We start from the raw sequence: 19172 nt of genomic DNA on the forward strand, positions 1-19172 counted from the left end.
GGCAATCAAAGCGATATAAAGCCAGCGATTAGCTGGCTTTGGCCCGTAACTCAGGTGTTATGTCAGGCTGAGTTTTCACTTCTCGCTCAGCGTCACCCTCATGGGTGGACATACGTAAGGCATTAAATTCTTGCAGTTGGCGCTTCTCATAATTAATCAGATATTGATAAATGGCAATTTGAGAACGCACTTTTCGTTTGTTACCGCGATTCCGATAAGGATTACTTTGTTCCTTGTTGATGACACGTGCTTTAGTGTTGTCATTGAACTGTAAGGATAAAATATCCATTATCATCTGTTTTAGGCGCAGATCATAAATCGGCACACTCACTTCAACGCGATTATCTATGTTGCGGCTCATCCAGTCGGCGGAGCAGATAAAGAGTTTGTTCTCACCGCCCGCGTGGAACAGCATCACTCGTGAGTGTTCGAGGAATCGGTCGACGATACTATAGACTTCGATGTTGTCGCTGATCCCCGGAATTTGCGGGATAAGCGAACACATGCCGCGAATAAGTAACTTGATTTTGACCCCAGCGGCTGAAGCCTCATAGAGTTTTTGGACCAAGGATTCATCGAGTAAGTTATTTAATTTTAAGGTAATCGCCGCCTTCATATGGCTCTGGGCATTAACGATTTCATTATCAATTAAATGGCTCAGTTTTTGTCTGGCATCGTAGGGCGACACAATTAAATGCTGGAAATTATCGCGGCGATACGGATGTTCAATCAAGTCAAATACTTGCTCCACTTCACGGGCAATCTCTTGATTGGCGGTGAACAGTGACAAGTCGGTGTAAACCCGCGCCGTGCCTTCGTTAAAGTTGCCTGAGCCAACGTGACAATAGAGTTTGATTTCCCCTTGTTCTTCGCGGCCAATCAAGCACAACTTGGAATGCACTTTTAAACTGGTGATACCGTGGTGAACTTTGACGCCCGCTTCGGCCAAGATGCGGGTCCATTCGATGTTGGATTGCTCATCGAATCTGGCCCTGAGTTCAATTACGGCGGTGACTTGTTTGCCGTTTTTCACTGCATCGATAAGTGATTGCATCACATGGGATTTTTTCGCCACTCGATATAAATTAATTCGAATAAAGCGCACCGCCGGATCGTAGGCCGCTTGGCGCACCATTTCGGTAAAGTGGGAAAACTTATGGTACGGATAATTGAGCATGATATCGCCCATCCGAATCGCATCGAAACTGTTGGCACTGCGGCCAAAACCTGCACTATTGAGCGCCGGTAGTTTTTCGTTTTCGAGGTAGTCGCGGCTCGGGTTGGGGAAGGCGATAAAGTCTTTAAAGCTGTGGTAACGCCCGCCTGGGATCAAACATTCGGTCGAGCTGATGTTCAGGTTTTCTTTGAGCATCACCAACATGTGTTCAGGCATTTCTTTGTCGTACACTAAGCGTACAGGCTCGGCGGTAAGACGTTTTTTCAATCCCTTGGTCATTTTCTCAAGCTGGGTTTGTTCAAGCTCGTCAGTGATATCAAAATCGGCATCGCGGGTTAACTTCATCGAATACACTTCGATAGCATCGTACTCGAAGAAGGGACCAAAGAGTTCATCCACGCAGTGGCGAATAATGTTATCTAATAAAATCAGATATTTTTTCGCTTTACTCTTTTCGGCTGGGAGTTCGATAAATCGCGGTACATTTTTAGTCGGCACTTCGACTAAGGCGTATTGGCGGCGAGCTTTAGTGAACAAACACACACACAAATAGGTGGCGTCGTCGTTGATTTGCTTGATCAGATCGCGATTATTATTGACCATAAGCGGCGCGATATGGCGTTTGAAATGGTCTCTAAAATGCTTTTTCAGCCAGTCGCTGTGGAACTCACTTAATTGTTTCTCATTGATTAACAAAATATTACGGCGCACAAGTTCGCGCATTAAATCCGTGTATATGCCATCGAACCTTTCTTGCAATGCCATCACTTTCGATTGGATCTTGGCCATTAAATGGCGGCTGTTACTGCGACCTTCCTGCAGGGATGACAGCAAAATGGAGCGTCTGACCGCAGCCACACGCACCCTAAAAAACTCATCCATGTTATTGGAAAATATCCCTAAAAAGCGGACTCGCTCCACTAAGGGAACATTGTGATCGCAGGCTTCTTGCAATACCCGCTCATTAAAAGACAACCAAGAGAGTTCTTTATCAATCGAAAGTTTATCGGTATTCGGGGACACTGCACAGCTCCTTTAAGCAAGCGTCATGGCGCAATATACAATAGCATTCATCCGCCGTTGTGCAATCAGATTTACTGCCGACAAGTGAAGGAATTTCAATGATAAATATTGCGTACACGCCAAAATCAGTCTGGGATTTATCTGGGATAAAGATACGAGGGAAATATGTCAACTTGATGACGAGTGTGACAGAAATATGACCTTATGATGATCATCTTGGATTGAGCTTAAACTCTGTTCGCGTTACTGCGATTTAAGTCTTGAGAAACTGTGCAAACGTGGCTTCCTTGAGAATAAATCCGTCAGTGTTAACTCCTTGGGCATTATCGCAAACTATGTTATCTTGCTCGGCTTTTTTATCGCGGGAGTAAAAGGTATGTTTGTTGGATTTGATTATGGTAGTGCTAACTGCGCCGTAGGGATCATGCTGGGTGATGGTGTGCAGTTATTGGCGTTATCAGAGCAATCAGCTTATTTGCCTTCGACCTTATACGCGATGGACAGGGAACTGATCGCCGAGGCGGTTTATCGTGGCCTTCCCACTGAATTAAAAGCCGATTACGCCAAAAAGCGCGCCGCGCAATTGAGTCGTGCCAGTATGGTGCGCCATGAGTTAGATCTCGATGCCGATGTTCAGGCTGTATTTGTTGGCGAGCAGGCGGTGAGCGCGTATTTAGAGATGCCGGAGGAGGGATTCTATGTCCGTTCGCCAAAATCCTTTTTAGGCGCGACAGGGCTTAGACCCGAACAAGTGGCCCTGTTTGAAGATATTGTTACCTTGATGATGCAGCATATTAAAGTGCGCGCCGAATCTGTGTTAGTTGAAAAAGACCTTGTGAAGCAGGGTAGCACTGCGATGATCACCCATGCGATTATTGGTCGTCCGGTGAACTTTCAAGGCATAGGCGGAGAAGAGAGTAACCGTCAGGCCGAAGCCATTTTGACCTTAGCGGCAAAACGCGCGGGTTTCATCGACGTTGATTTTCTGTTCGAGCCGTTAGCGGCGGGGATGGATTATGAAGCGACCTTGACCGACAACAAAACGGTATTGGTCGTCGACGTAGGCGGCGGTACAACGGACTGCTCTGTGGTAAAAATGGGACCCGCTCATAAACAAAAAGCGGATCGCAGTGAAGATTTCCTCGGCCATAGTGGTCAGCGTATCGGCGGTAACGATCTCGATATCGCCCTTGCAATGAATACCTTTATGCCGCACTTTGGTTTAGGTTCCTTGATGATCAATGGCAAACCTATGCCCAGTAAAACATTTTGGAATGCGGTCGCAGTGAATGATATTAGCGCCCAGCGAGAATTCAGTACCTTAAGTAGCCGTAAATTGATTGATGAATTGGTTAAAGAAGCCGAGCAGCCACAGTTACTGAAGCGATTGTTAAAGGTGCAACAGCAGCAGTTAAGCTATCAACTGGTTCGCCAAGCCGAGCGTGCGAAAATTGCGCTGTCAGATACCGATAATACTGATGTTAATCTGGATTTTATCGAAGCGGCGCTGCACGCGGGTGTGAGTCGTGAATTGTTTGAAAATGCCATTGAGCCGTCGCTGACGAAAGTGGAAGCCCTGATGCACCAAGCGCTCGCGCAAGCTGCAAAAACTTTGGCTGCAACAAATGTCGCGGTAAACCGCTCAGCAACAGAGGATTTATCCGCTGAAGCAGAGTGTAAACCCGATGTGATTTACGTGACGGGTGGTACGGCACGAAGCCCTGCGATTTATGCGAAAATCGCTGGTATTTATCCCGATATTCCGGTCGTGGTCGGCGATCACTTTGGCTCTGTGACAGCCGGATTAACCCGCTGGGCACAAAAGCTATTCGCTACGCATTAATATATAAGCGCTAGCATATCAGCACTAATGTAAAAGGATGTATGAATGAAAACTCTGTTGAAGTGTGCGTTTGCGGCCTCTGTAGGTTTATTGCTTGCGGGTTGTGGTGACGATGTGGGTAAGGTGAGCTTAGGGCTTTTTACCACTAAAGATGTGATTATTGATGCTAAAAACGATCCTAAAATACCTGGGGTGACTTGCCATATCAGTCGTATCGAAGCCAATTTAGATTTTGCTGATCCGTCCGATATGGGGATCAGTTGCCGTCAAACTGGGCCAATTACTGCGGCCGATCTGGCGAAGATAGACATGGGAAAACACGGCGAAGTGATTTTCACCGAATCCCTGAGTATTTTATTTAAGTCATTAAAAGTGCGCCGAATTTATGATGCGCAAAATCAGACTCTGTTGTATTTGTCCTATTCGACGAAAGAGACCAATGGTAGCCATAAACATGCGCTCTCAACAGTGCCGCTTTATGGCTCTGCGGCTTGGGTCGATCCTGCATTAAGTATTGGAGCGAAAGCGAATTAATCGCTGTAGAGTTTATGGTTTAGCGGTTTATTTGCGATAAGCATAATGATATTGCAATAAAAATTCGTATTTGTATCAGTACCGATAAGAGAAGGGGCGGAATATTTATTCCGCCCCTTTTTTATATTCTGCTAGCACTTAGTACATTAAATATCGTTACTTAGCTTTGGCCGCCAATACTGCGTTAAAGCGTTCAAACCCAGCACTGAGATCGGCGATTAAATCAGCGGGATCTTCTAAACCAATATGTAAACGGATCAAAGGTTTGCTCGCATCCCATTGCGTCGCCGAACGGATTTTTTCAATGCCGAAAATGCCGAGGATTAAACTCTCGTAGCCGCCCCAAGAAAAGCCCATCTTAAAGTGACTCATATTTTCAACCAGTGCGGTGACGGCATCGGCATCGCCCTGTTTTAAGATAAAGGAGAACAAGCCGTTGGAGGCACTAAAGTCGCGTTTAAAGAATTCGTGCCCGGGGCATGTCTCGAACGCGGGGTGACGCAGATGATCGACTTCTGGCCGGGTTTTCAACCAGTTGGCTACTTGCAGGGCATTTTTTTCATGCTGCGCCATACGCACGCCTAAGGTACGTAGGCCGCGGGCAGCAAGGTACACATCGTCTGGCGATGTGGTTTGTCCCATCAAATAACTGTGTTCACGTAATTGTGGCCAGTATTTCTCGTTGGCCGTGGCCGTGCCTATCATCACATCTGAGTGGCCGACGATATATTTGGTCGCCGCTTGAATTGAGATATCTACACCCATTTCAAAGGGTTTGCTATTGATGGGCGAGGCCCAAGTATTGTCCAGCATAGTGATCAGCCCATGTTCGTGGGCGATGCGGCACAAGGTCGGTACATCTTGCACTTCCATGGTGATTGAGCCCGGAGACTCTAAAAACAGTACCTTAGTATTGGGGCGAATGAGGTCGCGAATGCCTGCGCCAATCAGCGGATCGTAGTAAGTGGTTTCGATACCAAAACCGCCGAGAATATGGGTGCACAGATCCCGCGTTGGCTCATACACGCTATCAACCATTAACAGGTGATCGCCCGTTTTTAAAAATGACAGTAGCGCCGCACTGATCGCCGCAGCGCCAGAAGAATACAGCGCCGTACCGACGCCGCCTTCTAGTTCGGCAATCGCGGCCTGAAAGGCAAAATGGGTTGGGGTGCCACGGCGGCCATAAAACATCTCGCCATTGGTTTTATTTTTTGCGGCGTGGCGCATTTCATCCATGGTTTCGAAGACGATAGTCGAAGCGCGAAAGACGGGCGGATTGATCACGCCTTTGGTCCATTTTTTGTCTCGACCTAAGCTGACGATTTGAGTGGCTTGATGATGTTTATCTGTCATTGGATCATTACCTTGGCATTTAGGTTGAACGAAGAGGTTGAACAATTTGGGAGAATAATTGGCGTTTCTTATCGATTGTTATGGCGGTCATCTTAGCATCTGCACGCATAAATGACAGGAGGCGCGTGATGAGTTTGGCTCATGTTATTGGCCTCCTGTATTTTAGCTGTTGAGATTATGACGCAGGGCTTAAAAGCTGTAACACGCTTAACTTAAAGGCCGTATGTTCTTAATTTAAAGGTAAGGTAACAAGGATATCCACACCATTATGTTCGCTGCGATTACGGGCAAGGATTTGTCCTTGGTGGAACTCGGCGACCAATCGCGCGATATACAGACCTAAGCCTAGGTGGGGTTTATCTTGGGCTTGATTAATCCGTACCGACACCATGGAATCGAAAATCTGCTCCGACATATCAATGGGCAGTTCAGGCCCTAAGTTACTGATAAGCAGAGTTGCTTGCTTACCCACTTGGGTGAGTGTGACTTCGATAGCACTGTCTTTATGGCAAAACTCAATGGCGTTGGCGATAAGTTTGTCCATTAACTGGGCGATATATTCTGGCACACCTTGCATCATCAGTGGTTGCTCGGGCACTTTCACACTAAAGCCTTGTTCTGGATAGGTCATTTGATAACCTTGCATACAACCGCTGACCACTTGGGAGAGTGGGAACTTAGTGATATCGGCCTGCGTTAAACTCTGTTCTAAGCGTGTTGCCTCGCTCATGTTGTTTAAAATCATGCTTAAGCGGCTGACACCTTCTTGGGCGCGGTCGACATATTTTTGCGTGTCTTTATCTAAGGTCTGCAGGTTTAAATGCTCAAGGGATGAACGCACCACAGCCACGGGCGTGCGCAACTCATGGGACAGGCGCGACGACATGTTTTCTAGATAGTGAGTGTACTGACCCAGTCGTCCCACAATGCTAGAGAAGCTACGGGACAGATCGCCAATTTCATCCCGAGCCTTCGACGGTTTGAGGTGATTACGCACACGGCCTTGGCTGTCGATGGCATTTTCGGCTTCATCGCGCAATTTACGAATGCGGTTAGAAATACTCGAGGCGAAGAAGAACAGCGCCAAGGTGCCCATACTCATTATGGTCAAAATCACGTTAAAGAGTTTTTCCAGCGCTCGGTTACGTAGAGTTCGAATACCGTGGGTGGTTTCTTCGGCGACGACGGCACCCATCACATTGTTATCAATCCAAATGGGGCTCGCAGCGGCGAGTACCACGGCTTTGTTGTCTGGGGTTAACCGCCAAGTCGAACTTTGCTGACCCGCGAGGGCTTTTTGGATATGACTGCCGTCAAGCTCGGTGGAATCTTGCAAGGAATCAATAAAGTCTTTGGGCGGTTTTGTGAGAATTTTATAGTACAGCGGATGCAGATAATCACGCTTGAAGGTATCCCACAGCGCGGTGCTCTTTTCATCTTCTAAGGTGCGGGTCCATACACTGTCATTAGCACGAATGTCACCGGATTTTGCCAGTACGCGGCCGTGTTTATCGACCACCCAAATACGTGAGCTATAGTGGCTCATGCCTTTGATAATACTTTCAATTTCCGGTGATGGTACCAGCACAGTACCGAGATTGTCGACCGTATCTAAGGCCGAGGTGCCGACAACTGCAGCCACATCACGGTATTTGCTGTCGTTGACATCGGCAATGGCAAATCCGAGTTTGCTGCCGACCATGTCTAAGGGAATACGCAGCTCGACATTGTAGCCCACATCTGTCGTCGCCCATTGTCCTTGGATGCGCACCTCAGGTGTGACGGGCACAGTTTGCTTAGGATTAGCGGGTAATTCGAAGGCGCTGATCCAGCCGGGTTGAGTCGTGGCAACGATATAGCGTTTGAATTTATTGTCGGGCGCGAGTGTCGCAATCGAGAGATGATCGTTTCTATCGACACTTAGGGCATTTTTACCCCGCAGTACCACTGTTGGATCAATGACTTGAAAAAAAGCATACAGATAACCATCGTATTGTCCGACCATGTGGGTAAAGCTTAAGGTCAGGGGAGCGTTCGGATCGGCACGCATAATTTGGTGCGCCTCACCGTATTGGATAAATCTGTGCTGATATTCCTGCCATTCGTTGAGTTTGCCGTCGAGTAGAATCGCCCCCGCCAGTGGATAGGCGTATAGATCGCGGCTTTTTTCCACTTGCTTTAAAAAACTCGCTTGCCCATCGAACAATTTCGGCCGCTCGTGCAGCGCGGTGGCTAGTGCTTGAGTGGTGCCTTCTAAGGTGCGTTCTTGGCCGTGGCGAAGATACTTTTCCATTTCCCACACATATTGGTACCCCAGCCAAGGAAGGCAGAGCAAGAACAGGCTAAGGCCGATGACTTTAGTGCGTAGACCAAAGGGGAAACGTGTCATAAGTTAGGGATCAGCATTAATGGGTTTAAAAGTTCATTCATCCAAGGTTATCTGGTTCAACGCCGCGCGCTTAAAGGTTGGTTAAGCCATAGATCAGGCTAAGCTGTCCCAGCGATAACCCATACCATAGACAGTATCAATACAATCAAACTCTGGCGCGGTAGCGATAAACTTTTTGCGAATGCGTTTCACATGGGAGGTGATAGTGCTGTCATCGACAAAGATTTTAGCCTCTTGCATTAATTCATGGCGACTGCGTACATGGCCTGGATGTTTGGCTAACGCATGCACCATCCAAAATTCGGTCACGGTAAGTTCGATTGGTAACTGGTTCCAATAGACTTGCATGCGATTGGCATCAATGGTCAGTGGGCCACGTTCGAGCAGGTTTTCCTGCGCTGTTTGGCTGGCCGCAAGTTCAGAGCGTCGAAATAATGCGGCTAAGCGTGCGGTTAAATGGGGGAAACTCACTTCTTTGCTCAAGTAATCATCGGCGCCTAAACGCAGGCCACATACAGTATCAAAGTCACTGTCACGGGCGGTTAAAAAGATGATCGGCAGCGTGCTCGACATGGCGCGCAATGACTGACATAGCATAAAGCCGCCGTCAATTTCATTACCTAAGCCTATGTCGATAATGGCTAAATCCGGTAAACGGGTATTAAAGGCTAGCATGGCCGATGGTCTGTCGGCGTAGGTTTGCACGCTGTAACCGTGTTGTTGCAGCACGTCCTTGTAATTCTCGCGAATGGCCGCTTCATCTTCCACTATGGCGATACGCTTCATAGAGCCGTATTCCTATTGACTTGGGGGAGTAAGTTTTCGTGACTATACAGGATTTTACCCGAGAAAAAAGGCCACAAATGCAATTGCCATTTTGTTGCCACAATTGATAGTTGTATTGCCATTTTCCATCCCTGCTCATGCCATTCCACTTGTGTTTAATAGCCCCATTCAGTTTTGTACCCGTTTGACCTGATGTGGTGTTGAGTGGATTGCTTCAGGTACGAGTCCAAGCTCAGCTAATAATCAAAAAGGAATGAGATGATGAAAAAGACACTAATTAATCTATTGGTTTTGAGTTTATTAAGCGCACCTATAGCCAGTGTGTCCGCGCGGGTTTCACTGCAAAACCAAGTGATAGGACAAGACCTCACCCTAGAAAATGATGCCTATGCTAGCGGTATCGCGATGGATGACGAATACGCAAGCGAGGACGAACAACCGGAAGCCCTAATTGGCCTCGGTGGTGGAGCCATAGTGGGGGCGTTAGTCGGTGGTCCAGTGGGGGCTATTATTGGTGCGTTCACAGGCACCTTGATTGGCAAATCAGTCAGCGATACAGACACACTGCACGTTCAGCAAAGACAGATCCATTTGCAAGAGTCCCAGTTATCCGAGTGGAGTGTAAAACAGCAAGCCGCCGAAAAACGGGCGAGCGAATATACCAAGGTGCAGCAAGAGCTTGATGAGTTGCTGTCAGCGCAACGTCAATTGCTCAGTGAACTTGCCTTGGGGCTTAGCGTACAGTTTCGTACCGGTTCCTCTGAGGTTGAATCGCATTTTTTACCTCAATTAGATGATGTGGCTGAGGTGATGAATTTGTCACCAGAACTCAATCTTGAGCTGAGGGGTTATGCCGACCGCCGTGGTGATGAGAGTTACAACCAAGCCCTTTCTGAGCAGCGTCTACTGGAGGTGCGTGGCTACCTGATTAAGCAAGGCGTCACTGCCGAGCGTATGACCACTCAAGCCTTTGGCGCTTTATCGCCTTTGCAAGCCGACCAAGACAGAGAATCGGATGTGTTCGACCGCCGCGTGACATTAACACTACAGCCTCATTTGGCCTTGACGGCCAGGCACGCTGCTGACTAGCGGTCAATTTAAGCTGTCCATTTTACGTCGTTCATATTAACGACAACCAACATCAGTTCATATTTGTTAATAGAGGAAGCCTTTGTGATGATCACAGGGAAAAGGGTAAAAGAAGTGAGTGAAGCGGTAGCGGTATTGCTGATCAGTGCCGCCGTGTGTTGGGGTTTGCCCTTTGTGGCATTGGCTTCGCCGAATAGTACCGGCACATTATCTGTGCCACAGAATATGGCTTCGGCATTGGTCGGGCAAAATAGTGCTCACAGAACGGCAGAGTCACACATCATTAATTACGATGATATTACGCAGGGGTTGTTGCTTTATCGCCAGCAGAGCGGTGCTTGGGTGTCATCTTTGCCGCTCGATACACAAGTGTCGATGCAAGTCTCTGGCTTAAGTAATCGCGTGAGCGTGAAACAGGTTTTTCGCAACAACACTGAATTTGTGTTGAATGGGCAATATTTGTTCCCGCTGCCCAATGAGGCTGCGGTGGATTCGTTGCGATTACATATAGGCCAGAGAGTGATCGAAGGGCAAATTCATCCTAAGGCCGATGCCAAGCAGATTTTTGAGCAAGCGAAAGCTGAAGGTAAACGTGCCAGCTTAGTGAGCCAAGAGCGGCCTAATATGTTTACGACCGAAGTCGCAAACCTAGCACCTCAAGAGGATCTGATTGTAGAAATCAGCTATCAGGAGACCATTAAATATGAAGATGGTTTGTTTAGTTTACGTTTTCCGCTGGTGGTCGCGCCCCGTTATATTCCGGGATTAACATCGGATTCAAGTGCTAGCGACTCACATGATCCTATGGCACAGGTGCGCCAATCAAGCCGAGTGACAAGTTCGCAGGTGTTTGATGCTGACCGGATTGTGGCACCAGTGCGGGACGGCGCCAGTGGACGCGATCCTGTGCTGAAGGCAGACATTCAAGTCTTACTCGCAAAGGGGGTTGATAAAGCGTCCATTGAGAGTCCTTACCATGACATCAAACTCAAGCAAGACAACAGCGGCGCGGTCGATGTATCGCTGGCGCAACGTGTGCCCGCTAATTGTGATTTTGTGCTGCAATGGCGAGTACAGCAGGGCACGAGCCCAATGGCTTGGGTGTTTAATCAGCAAGGTAAAACCCATAAGCTCGATGGCGAAAATCTGTCTCAGGATACACTTGAGACAAGTAAAACCAGCGGCGTAAATGATGATAATTACAGTCTCGTCATGGTGTTGCCTCCTAAGGTTGAAAAGAGTACTCAGCCGAGTTTGCCCCGTGAATTAATTTTAGTGATTGATACTTCGGGCTCTATGGCGGGGGATTCTATCGTTCAAGCTAAAAATGCACTGTTATACGCGTTAAAAGGACTGAAGCCGGAGGACAGTTTTAACATTATCGAATTTAACTCCAGTTTGTCTCAGTTCTCAACAGTGTCATTACCGGCGACCTCGTCGAATTTGTCACGGGCCCGTCAATTTGTGAGCCGTTTACAGGCCGATGGTGGCACTGAAATGGCGTTAGCACTGGACGCTGCCTTGCCAAAATCTTTGGGCAGTGTATCGCTTGATGCAACGCAGCCTTTGCGCCAAGTGATCTTTATGACCGACGGCTCTGTGGGCAATGAACAAGCGTTATTTGATTTGATCCGTTATCAAATAGGTGAAAGCCGCCTATTTACTGTCGGCATAGGCTCGGCACCTAATTCTCACTTTATGCAAAGAGCGGCTGAACTCGGTCGTGGCACTTTTACCTATATTGGCAAAGTGGATGAAGTCGATGAGAAGATCAGCGCCTTACTCAGCAAAATTCAATATCCGGTGTTAACCGATATTCAAGTGCGTTTTGATGATGGCAGTGTACCCGATTACTGGCCATCACCGATTGCCGATCTGTACCGCGGTGAGCCAGTGCTTGTGAGTCTAAAGCGCAGCGCCCGTGAGCCACAGGAGTTAGTGATTTCAGGACGCCAAGGGCATCAAAACTGGCAACAGTCGCTCTCGCTGCAGGATAACTCCGCAGGATTGATGACCCATCAAGGTGCAGGTTTAGACTTACTGTGGGCGCGTAAACAGATTGGTGCATTGGAGTTGAGTAAAAATGGCGCGAATGATGACAAGGTCAAACAGCAAGTGACGGCCTTATCAATGAGTTATCACTTAGTCAGCGCCTATACCAGCTTAGTGGCGGTGGACTTAACCCCAATTGATTCAACTGCAATGAGCCGTGATGCCGTGGTTCGTCAGCACTTGCCCTTAGGTTGGCAACCTTTTGGTGCCTTGCCGCAAACCGCGACGTCAAGCCGTTTGGATATGTTATTAGGTGCGCTGACCTTGCTACTCGCCTTGATTCTTACGGGATCGATTCTTCGACAAAGACGGGAAGAGAAGGCGGCCTTGGTGGCACTTACCAGTGAACGATGAGCGACGAGTTAAGCGCGATGAGCAAAAGCAGAACACAGCAATTTTTAATGGTGGGATTATTTTTAATTGGCGCAACATTGTTAGGAAAGGGACTCTATATGCAAGCTAAAGCACACTTTGCCCAGTATTTGATTGAACAGGCGTGGACTAAAACCTTGGCTGATGGTCAATCCCATAAGCCTTGGTCATGGGCGGATACCTATCCCGTGGCAAAGCTGTCTATTCATCGTGAGCAAGTGGCGGCGAACAACAATATTGAAGCAGAGCTTAATGACAGTTTATACGTTCTTGCGGGGGCTTCTGGGCGAAATTTGGCCTTTGGTCCGAGTCTGGTGTTGTCCAGTGCGCCAGCGGGGCAAAAAGGCAATACTGTGATTGCTGGCCACAGGGATACGCATTTTGCGATACTCAATGGCATGGCGGTGGGGCGTCGATTATCGTTACAAACGCTTAAAGGCAATCACATTATTTATGAAGTGGTGGCGACTCAGGTAGTACATGAAACAGAAACTCAATTTATGGCGCCATCCGATGATAATCGCTTAACGTTAATTACGTGTTATCCCTTCGATTCACTTCAAGGTGGTGCTGAACTGCGGTTTGTGGTGCAGGCGATTCCCGTCGAAAATGAGTCGATGGAAACACACGGTACGAATGTATCCGTTTCAATAGGGAGTGGCGTGCAAGGGAATATTGGAATTGTTTCTCGCAGTTTCAAACATTAATCTGAAATCTCATTTAAATCCTTCATGTAGCTTTCAAAAAAATGCTCCTTTGTTAATCATCTTAGCCTGAAGCTGAATTATCGGCTTCAGGCTAAGTTATAACCATCAGTTACTGATAGGCAGCACACGATTTCGTCCTAAGCGTTTGGCTTCATAAAGTAATTTGTCTGCCGCTTCAATCAATTGCATACCCGTTTGTTTTTCTTGCCATTGGGCGACGCCAAAGGAAGCACTGATATTATTAATGCGTTCGTCTTTGCGTCTGTCTTTTAAACTGAGTTTTTCGAGTCCACGGCGCATAGCTTCGGCCAGTTGCCTTGCGATACGTAGCTGACTTTTAGGGACAATAATCGCAAATTCTTCACCGCCAAACCGATACAGTTTCGTGCCATCGCGGCAGGATTCCTGTAGTCGTTTCGCCACGGCGCGTAACACTTGGTCGCCGAGCTGGTGGCCATAGGTGTCGTTAAACACTTTAAAATGGTCGATATCGGCCAAGATCACACAAGTGCCTAAGGGGGCTTGGGCTATCATTCCTGCAAAATCAGTGTCAAAGGCGCGGCGATTAAAGCAGCCCGTCAGTGCATCGTAGAGAACGTCTTTTTCTGTTTGTTCAAGTTTTTTCTTTAGTGCGTCTATTTCGGTTTGAGCCTTCTGCAGCTGACCGGTAAAGAACTCTGTGCTCGAGCGAATATTGTCCGACTCTTTCACTAAGCTGCGGACCAGATCGAGTACTTGTTCGACGCTAAAGCCTTCGTCTTCGATGCGATTGAGCTTTTCAAAATTACTTTCGATACGTGACTGGAAGTCATTGGCATCTAGATTGGTATCTTTGAGTGATTGGGAAAGCTCAGTCACCATAGCATCCAGATTTTGGCGCATTTCTCTGACATCGAGTTCAACTGGGTCGGCAACATATTGGCGATACAAGATTTCGCTACTGACTGGAGGGCAAGTGTTGTATTGGGCAATAACAGTATCGAGTTGTTGATTTAATTCGGGATTTTGTTCACCAACATAAGTGTACCAAAGCGCATAGTTAACGGGTGTGGTCGGAATTTTATGTTTGAGCATCAGAGGCACTGCTTTTTTGAGGTTCAGTGCAGCGGCTTGTAATAACTCTAGCGACATATTGTTACCTTACTCAATGAAAATATACGGATATTTTAAAGTTTCGCTATTTTTTATTCTGTTACAGTCAGATTTAGGTCAACGACAAGAATATCGGTCAGATGGAGACATGATTACCGTTTACTCTTGGATGCAGCGACTCCGTTTGCGCTAAGACTTCCATCATAAATTAAAGATGATATGGTAAAGTCTATCCTTAAAACCAAATAATGATAATAACTTGGGAGAAAGTTGTGAAAAATTTAATCATAACCACAAGTCTGTTGGCCACTATCTCATTACCAGCCTTTGCTGAAACGGCATTTGTGAAAAGTCTCGATCTCGTGCAATACCGAACCGATGTGAAAACCTTAGCGAGTGATGCTTTTGGGGGACGCGCGCCCTTGTCTGAAGGTGAAACGTTAACTTTAGACTATTTAGTGACAGCATTTAAAGATATGGGTCTCAAACCCGGATTTGGCGATAGCTATTTACAGGCGGTTCCTTTGGCGCAAATTAGTGCCGATCAAAACATGCAGCTTGATATCGGCGGACTTAAATTTGCCAATGGCAGTGAATTTACCGCGAGAACCCAAAGAATCGCTGACACCGTGAGCCTGAATAAAAGCGATGTGGTATTTGTTGGCTATGGTATTAATGCACCCGAATATGGCTGGAATGATTATCAAGGGTTAGATGTAAAAGGCAAAACGGTCATCGTACTCGTGAATGACCCCGGCTTTGCGACCCAAGATCCAACAATATTTAAAGGCAATGCTATGACCTATTATGGTCGCTGGACTTATAAATATGAGGAAGCGGCGCGTCAAGGCGCTGAGGCCGTGTTTATTGTCCATGAAACCGCGCCAGCCGCCTATGGCTGGGGAGTGGTGCAAAACTCCAACACGGGCACTAAGTTTACTCTGGTCGATGCCAATAATAACCAAGGTCAAGTGGGCGTGATGGGCTGGGTTCAGCACGAAACCGCACAAAAAATCTTTGCCAAAGCGGGATTGGATTATGATACCTTAAAACGGCAAGCAGCTAAGCCAAACTTTAAGGCTATCCCACTTAAGCTGAGCGCGCAGCTCACGTTAAACAATAAAATTGAACGCGCCGAGTCCCATAACGTCGCGGCCTTACTGCCCGGTAAAACGCGCCCCGACGAAGTGGTGATGATGCATGCCCATTGGGATCACCTTGGTACTGTGATTGAAGACGGTAAGTCAGAGATTTTAAACGGTGCGGTCGATAATGCCAGCGGTGTGGCGGGGGTTTTAGCGTTAGCGCGTTACTTCAAACAGCAAGCTAAGACGGCGCCACTAGATCGCTCGATTCTCTTTAGTGCCTTTACTGCAGAAGAAACAGGTCTGATTGGTGCACAGCATTTTGCTCAGCATCCCAGTGTGCCAACCAAAAATATCGTCGCCTTTTTAAATATTGATGGCATGAATGTAAATAAAGGCGTGGATTACATTTTGCGCTATGGGGAAGGGGTATCTGAGTTGGAGCAATACTTAGATAAAGCTGCCAAAGCCCAAGACCGTTCGGTAAAAGCGGATCCAAGACCACAGAATGGATTGATGTTTAGATCAGACCATTTTGCGCTGGCCCAGCAAGGTGTACCAGGATTGTTATTTATGAGTCTTGGGGATACAGATCCTGACTATATTGCGCATAAATATCACCAAGGAGCCGATGATTATGATCCAAATTGGACGTTGGAGGGCGTGAGTCAAGACCTAGACTTGATCGCCAGTATGATAACCACTTTAGCGAATGGTTCAGATTGGCCCCATTGGCTTGAATCATCAGACTTTAAAGCCAAACGTGAGCAGGATGGCCGTAAATAGGTTTAATGGGTTGGATCATGAGGGCGTCCAGTAGGCGCCCTTATTGTTTAGCACTAATTTGGGCTAGGGTTCGGGCAACTGTTTGAGCGAGAAGGGGTGTTTAATACAATATGGGAAGAGATTTTTATAGAATTAAAAGGAATAGCTGATAGAAAGCATAGGGCCAATAAAATTGTAATAGATGTTGTAATCGGCGATTTGAGTATCTTTATTCGGCGAATTTTGGGCGATATCAACGTCAACTTTATAGTAGTTATAGGCCACGCTCATACGCCAGTTTGGGGTGATTTGTGCATTAACCCCCACTTTAATATCAACCAGTTCGCCTTTGACATCATTGAGTTTGATGTAAAAATACTGTGCATGGCTGGTGATTTGCCAACCAGGAACAAATTCATACTGACCATATATGCCAATGTCGGGCAGTGGCGCAGTGACATTTTCGTCAACAATGCGCGGAATTGCTTGGCTACCGCAGACATTATTGAGTAATTCCGATGAAGCGCAAACACCAATCACCCCTTCAAAACCTGTCTTGATAAACATAGTATGTAAACCAAGTGATAGACCGACATCATAGTTACTGCCTTGAAATACATCATAGCCATAGCCGAAGCGCAGTACATCAATGTTTAAGGTTGAATTTAGATTACCGCCTGCTTTGATATCGTAAATGGTGTCGTTAATCTCGAGCTGGAAGGGTTTGGTTAAGGCTTGGGTTTCGGCGTTACGATGAAGCTGTTTCCAGTCTAGGTAGATATTGTGCCGTTCGTTAAAGTGATAATTGAACTCGATAAAGGGTAAAAATTCGTTTTCTGCAAGTTGTAGATCGGACTCATAATCTAAGGTGAAATTATTACCCGAAATAGGGTTAGTGACTTCCATATTGGTGTCTGATTGCGAATAAAAGCCGCCTAACTGAATAGTAAAATCATCGGCTTGCACTTGAGTGCTGAGCAGTGACGCTATGATTAGGGGTAATAGGCGGATCGACATGTTAAGGAGTGACTCCTGCATTATTCTTATTATGTTTAGCGATAAGGTCAGAATTTAGTGCCATAAAAAAACAACATTTGGAGTTTAACAGCAAATTTTTTAATGTGAACAAAATGTTTTAAGAAATGCAAAAAATTGTGATTCAAAACAAAAGTAGAGCTGGTTCTCGTGAGGTTGAATGAAATTTGAGTGAGCGATCACATCAATTGTGGATTGAAAGACTAAGGGCAAGTGCTTCCTGAACGGCTTTAGGATTGTTGTGTTGGATGGGGCGAGATACAAATGGATATAGACACAAACATGGTGGAGAATCATCGATATTGAGAATATCTAGCGGTACGATCCCGCTAGATATTGATATGTCCTAGTACTTCTATTTCGTCTCGATAGAGGACGATAGAGGTGACGGGGTAGAAGTCTCAGCCTCTACGCTATCAGCCACGATTTTTGGGCTACTTGGTTCATCTTTATTAAACATGCCTAAACGGATGCGAATAAAATGCAAAATTTGCGCGGCAATATCCACATTCAAACAGGATTCTAAGCCCTCAAACCCAGGAGATGAGTTAGCCTCACAAATTTTGTAATGGCCGTTATCAAACAATAAATCGATACCTGCAACATCAAGATCGAGAATATTGGCTGTTTGGGTGGCAAGCCATTCAATTTCAGGAGTGATCTGAAATGGACGCGCTGAGCCGCCGGCACTGACATTGGCTTTGAAGCTGTCTTCTTGACCACGCCTTTCATAGCAACCCGCCACACGACCACCAATAGTGAATACGCGTAGATCGCGCCCATGACTGTTAGCGATAAACTCTTGCAGAATGATGTTAGCGTTTTTATTGGTCGCTTCAATCAACTGCATTAAATCGTCAAATTCACGCGCCTTATGGGATAAAAACACACCACTGCCCTGTGAGCCTGAAAGTGTTTTTATCACCACAGGAAAACCGAGATGGCGTTCTACGAGTGCGATATCGACGGGGAATTTAACCAACATGGTTTTAGGCGTAGGCAGATTCTTCTCGGCCAACAATTGTTGGGAGAATAACTTGTCTTTAACGATTTCAATGGCTTTAGATGGATTGAGGCAATATACCCCTAATCTTTCTAAGTGACGAATAATGGCTAAAGCAAAGTAGGTCGTGCCTGAGCCCATTCGCGGAATGATAAAATCGGGCAGCTCGACGGCTTGCCCATTCAATAAAATACTCTTGTTATCTTCTCTGGTGACAGTCAGATCAAATTCATCAGGTGCGTAAACTTCCAACTCTATGTTATCGGCTTTTGCTGCCGCCAGTAGACGCTCAATTTCATACCATTCAGGTTTTAGCTGAGTCGCGGTTTCTTTATATAAAATCCAACCACGCATTTAGTAGCAAACCTTAATCTTCATTCTTTATCCTCGGGTTCAGGTTCATCCTGAACATCATCTTCAATATCAAATACAGCTTCAGCCTCTATTTCTATCTCGGGCTTGGTTGCAGGCAAATGCACTGTACCAACCACGGCATAAAAGGGTTTCCCCATGGCGAGCCTGCGATACTTTACCCAGATCTGCTCTAACAAGCTACTGGGGGCGATATTTCCTTTGGCGACTTCCACAAATTGGGCTTCATCAGAGGTGCAAGGCAGCGTTTTCCCTTCCGCTAAATTCTTCATTGCATGACCATGCAATTCAAGGAGTTCAGCTTCTTTATTGGTAAAATCGCCGCTTCGTTTAAAGCCTTTGGGGAAATTAGCGTCGTCGTAGAAACGTTTTTGAGAGACAAAACTGGCAGCAACTGAGCCGTTAAACGTCTCAGAACCCTTGTTAGCGTTAAAAAAAGACTGTTCAGACATGGCAGATACCCTCTAGTTTTTGATATACAAAGATTTGCAA

At 46.6% G+C, this 19172-nt stretch carries 14 protein-coding genes; 6 read left to right on the top strand and 8 right to left on the bottom strand.

Annotated features, from left to right (window positions below; translation table 11 throughout):
* Nucleotides 1-28 precede the first annotated feature (28 nt).
* Nucleotides 29-2200, bottom strand: coding sequence for a polyphosphate kinase 1 (gene ppk1, locus L5L98_RS02265; RefSeq protein WP_028760273.1), 2172 nt, complete (start codon nucleotides 2198-2200; stop codon nucleotides 29-31).
* A 376-nt stretch (nucleotides 2201-2576) separates the two neighbouring features.
* Here ppk1 and yegD point away from each other — a divergent pair, with 376 nt between their 5' ends.
* Nucleotides 2577-4043, top strand: a complete 1467-nt coding sequence (gene yegD, locus L5L98_RS02270; protein ID WP_263138268.1) for a molecular chaperone — start codon at nucleotides 2577-2579, stop codon at nucleotides 4041-4043.
* A 45-nt stretch (nucleotides 4044-4088) separates the two neighbouring features.
* Nucleotides 4089-4577 carry a CreA family protein gene (locus L5L98_RS02275; protein WP_173496577.1) on the top strand — a complete coding sequence of 163 codons (489 nt, stop codon included), beginning with the start codon at nucleotides 4089-4091 and terminating at the stop codon, nucleotides 4575-4577.
* 156 nt (nucleotides 4578-4733) lie between these two features.
* Here L5L98_RS02275 and L5L98_RS02280 read toward each other — a convergent pair whose 3' ends face one another.
* The 3 genes from L5L98_RS02280 to pdsR form a co-directional block, all read right to left on the bottom strand.
* Nucleotides 4734-5933: a cystathionine beta-lyase gene (locus tag L5L98_RS02280; RefSeq protein WP_263138269.1), complete on the bottom strand. Its 1200-nt coding sequence runs from the start codon at nucleotides 5931-5933 to the stop codon at nucleotides 4734-4736.
* Between the two features lie 229 nt (nucleotides 5934-6162).
* Nucleotides 6163-8322, bottom strand: a complete 2160-nt coding sequence (pdsS, locus tag L5L98_RS02285) for a proteobacterial dedicated sortase system histidine kinase (protein ID WP_028760269.1) — start codon at nucleotides 8320-8322, stop codon at nucleotides 6163-6165.
* Between the two features lie 93 nt (nucleotides 8323-8415).
* Entirely contained in the window at nucleotides 8416-9108 is a 693-nt protein-coding gene (gene pdsR / locus L5L98_RS02290; RefSeq protein ID WP_006081337.1) for a proteobacterial dedicated sortase system response regulator, read from the bottom strand.
* Nucleotides 9109-9366: 258 nt separating this feature from the next.
* On the opposite strand from pdsR, the gene pdsO reads away from it, so the two are divergent.
* The 3 genes from pdsO to L5L98_RS02305 all read left to right on the top strand — a co-directional run bounded on the left by pdsO (nucleotide 9367) and on the right by L5L98_RS02305 (nucleotide 13328).
* Nucleotides 9367-10197 carry a sortase-associated OmpA-like protein PdsO gene (gene pdsO, locus L5L98_RS02295; protein WP_317633945.1) on the top strand — a complete coding sequence of 277 codons (831 nt, stop codon included), beginning with the start codon at nucleotides 9367-9369 and terminating at the stop codon, nucleotides 10195-10197.
* A gap of 87 nt (nucleotides 10198-10284) precedes the next feature.
* Nucleotides 10285-12603: a marine proteobacterial sortase target protein gene (locus tag L5L98_RS02300; protein ID WP_263138271.1), complete on the top strand. Its 2319-nt coding sequence runs from the start codon at nucleotides 10285-10287 to the stop codon at nucleotides 12601-12603.
* 17 nt (nucleotides 12604-12620) lie between these two features.
* Nucleotides 12621-13328, top strand: a complete 708-nt coding sequence (locus L5L98_RS02305) for a class GN sortase (protein WP_263138272.1) — start codon at nucleotides 12621-12623, stop codon at nucleotides 13326-13328.
* A gap of 105 nt (nucleotides 13329-13433) precedes the next feature.
* Here the strand turns inward: L5L98_RS02305 and L5L98_RS02310 are convergent, their stop codons facing one another.
* The gene (locus L5L98_RS02310; protein ID WP_028760265.1) at nucleotides 13434-14459 is read right to left on the bottom strand and encodes a GGDEF domain-containing protein; all 1026 of its coding nucleotides are present in this window, start codon (nucleotides 14457-14459) and stop codon (nucleotides 13434-13436) included.
* A 209-nt stretch (nucleotides 14460-14668) separates the two neighbouring features.
* On the opposite strand from L5L98_RS02310, the gene L5L98_RS02315 reads away from it, so the two are divergent.
* Nucleotides 14669-16291: a M28 family metallopeptidase gene (locus tag L5L98_RS02315; protein WP_263138273.1), complete on the top strand. Its 1623-nt coding sequence runs from the start codon at nucleotides 14669-14671 to the stop codon at nucleotides 16289-16291.
* Nucleotides 16292-16423: 132 nt separating this feature from the next.
* Here the strand turns inward: L5L98_RS02315 and L5L98_RS02320 are convergent, their stop codons facing one another.
* The 3 genes from L5L98_RS02320 to L5L98_RS02330 all read right to left on the bottom strand — a co-directional run bounded on the left by L5L98_RS02320 (nucleotide 16424) and on the right by L5L98_RS02330 (nucleotide 19132).
* A complete protein-coding gene (locus tag L5L98_RS02320; RefSeq protein WP_263138274.1) occupies nucleotides 16424-17287 on the bottom strand; it encodes a hypothetical protein in 864 nt (287 codons plus the stop codon).
* A gap of 373 nt (nucleotides 17288-17660) precedes the next feature.
* Nucleotides 17661-18662 carry a RimK family alpha-L-glutamate ligase gene (locus L5L98_RS02325; protein WP_113941500.1) on the bottom strand — a complete coding sequence of 334 codons (1002 nt, stop codon included), beginning with the start codon at nucleotides 18660-18662 and terminating at the stop codon, nucleotides 17661-17663.
* Nucleotides 18663-18682: 20 nt separating this feature from the next.
* Nucleotides 18683-19132: a DUF413 domain-containing protein gene (locus tag L5L98_RS02330; RefSeq protein WP_028760261.1), complete on the bottom strand. Its 450-nt coding sequence runs from the start codon at nucleotides 19130-19132 to the stop codon at nucleotides 18683-18685.
* Between the last annotated feature and the right edge of the window lie 40 nt (nucleotides 19133-19172).

It is taken from the genome of Shewanella sp. SM23 (assembly GCF_025654295.1).
In the GTDB taxonomy this organism is placed as follows: domain Bacteria; phylum Pseudomonadota; class Gammaproteobacteria; order Enterobacterales; family Shewanellaceae; genus Shewanella; species Shewanella oncorhynchi.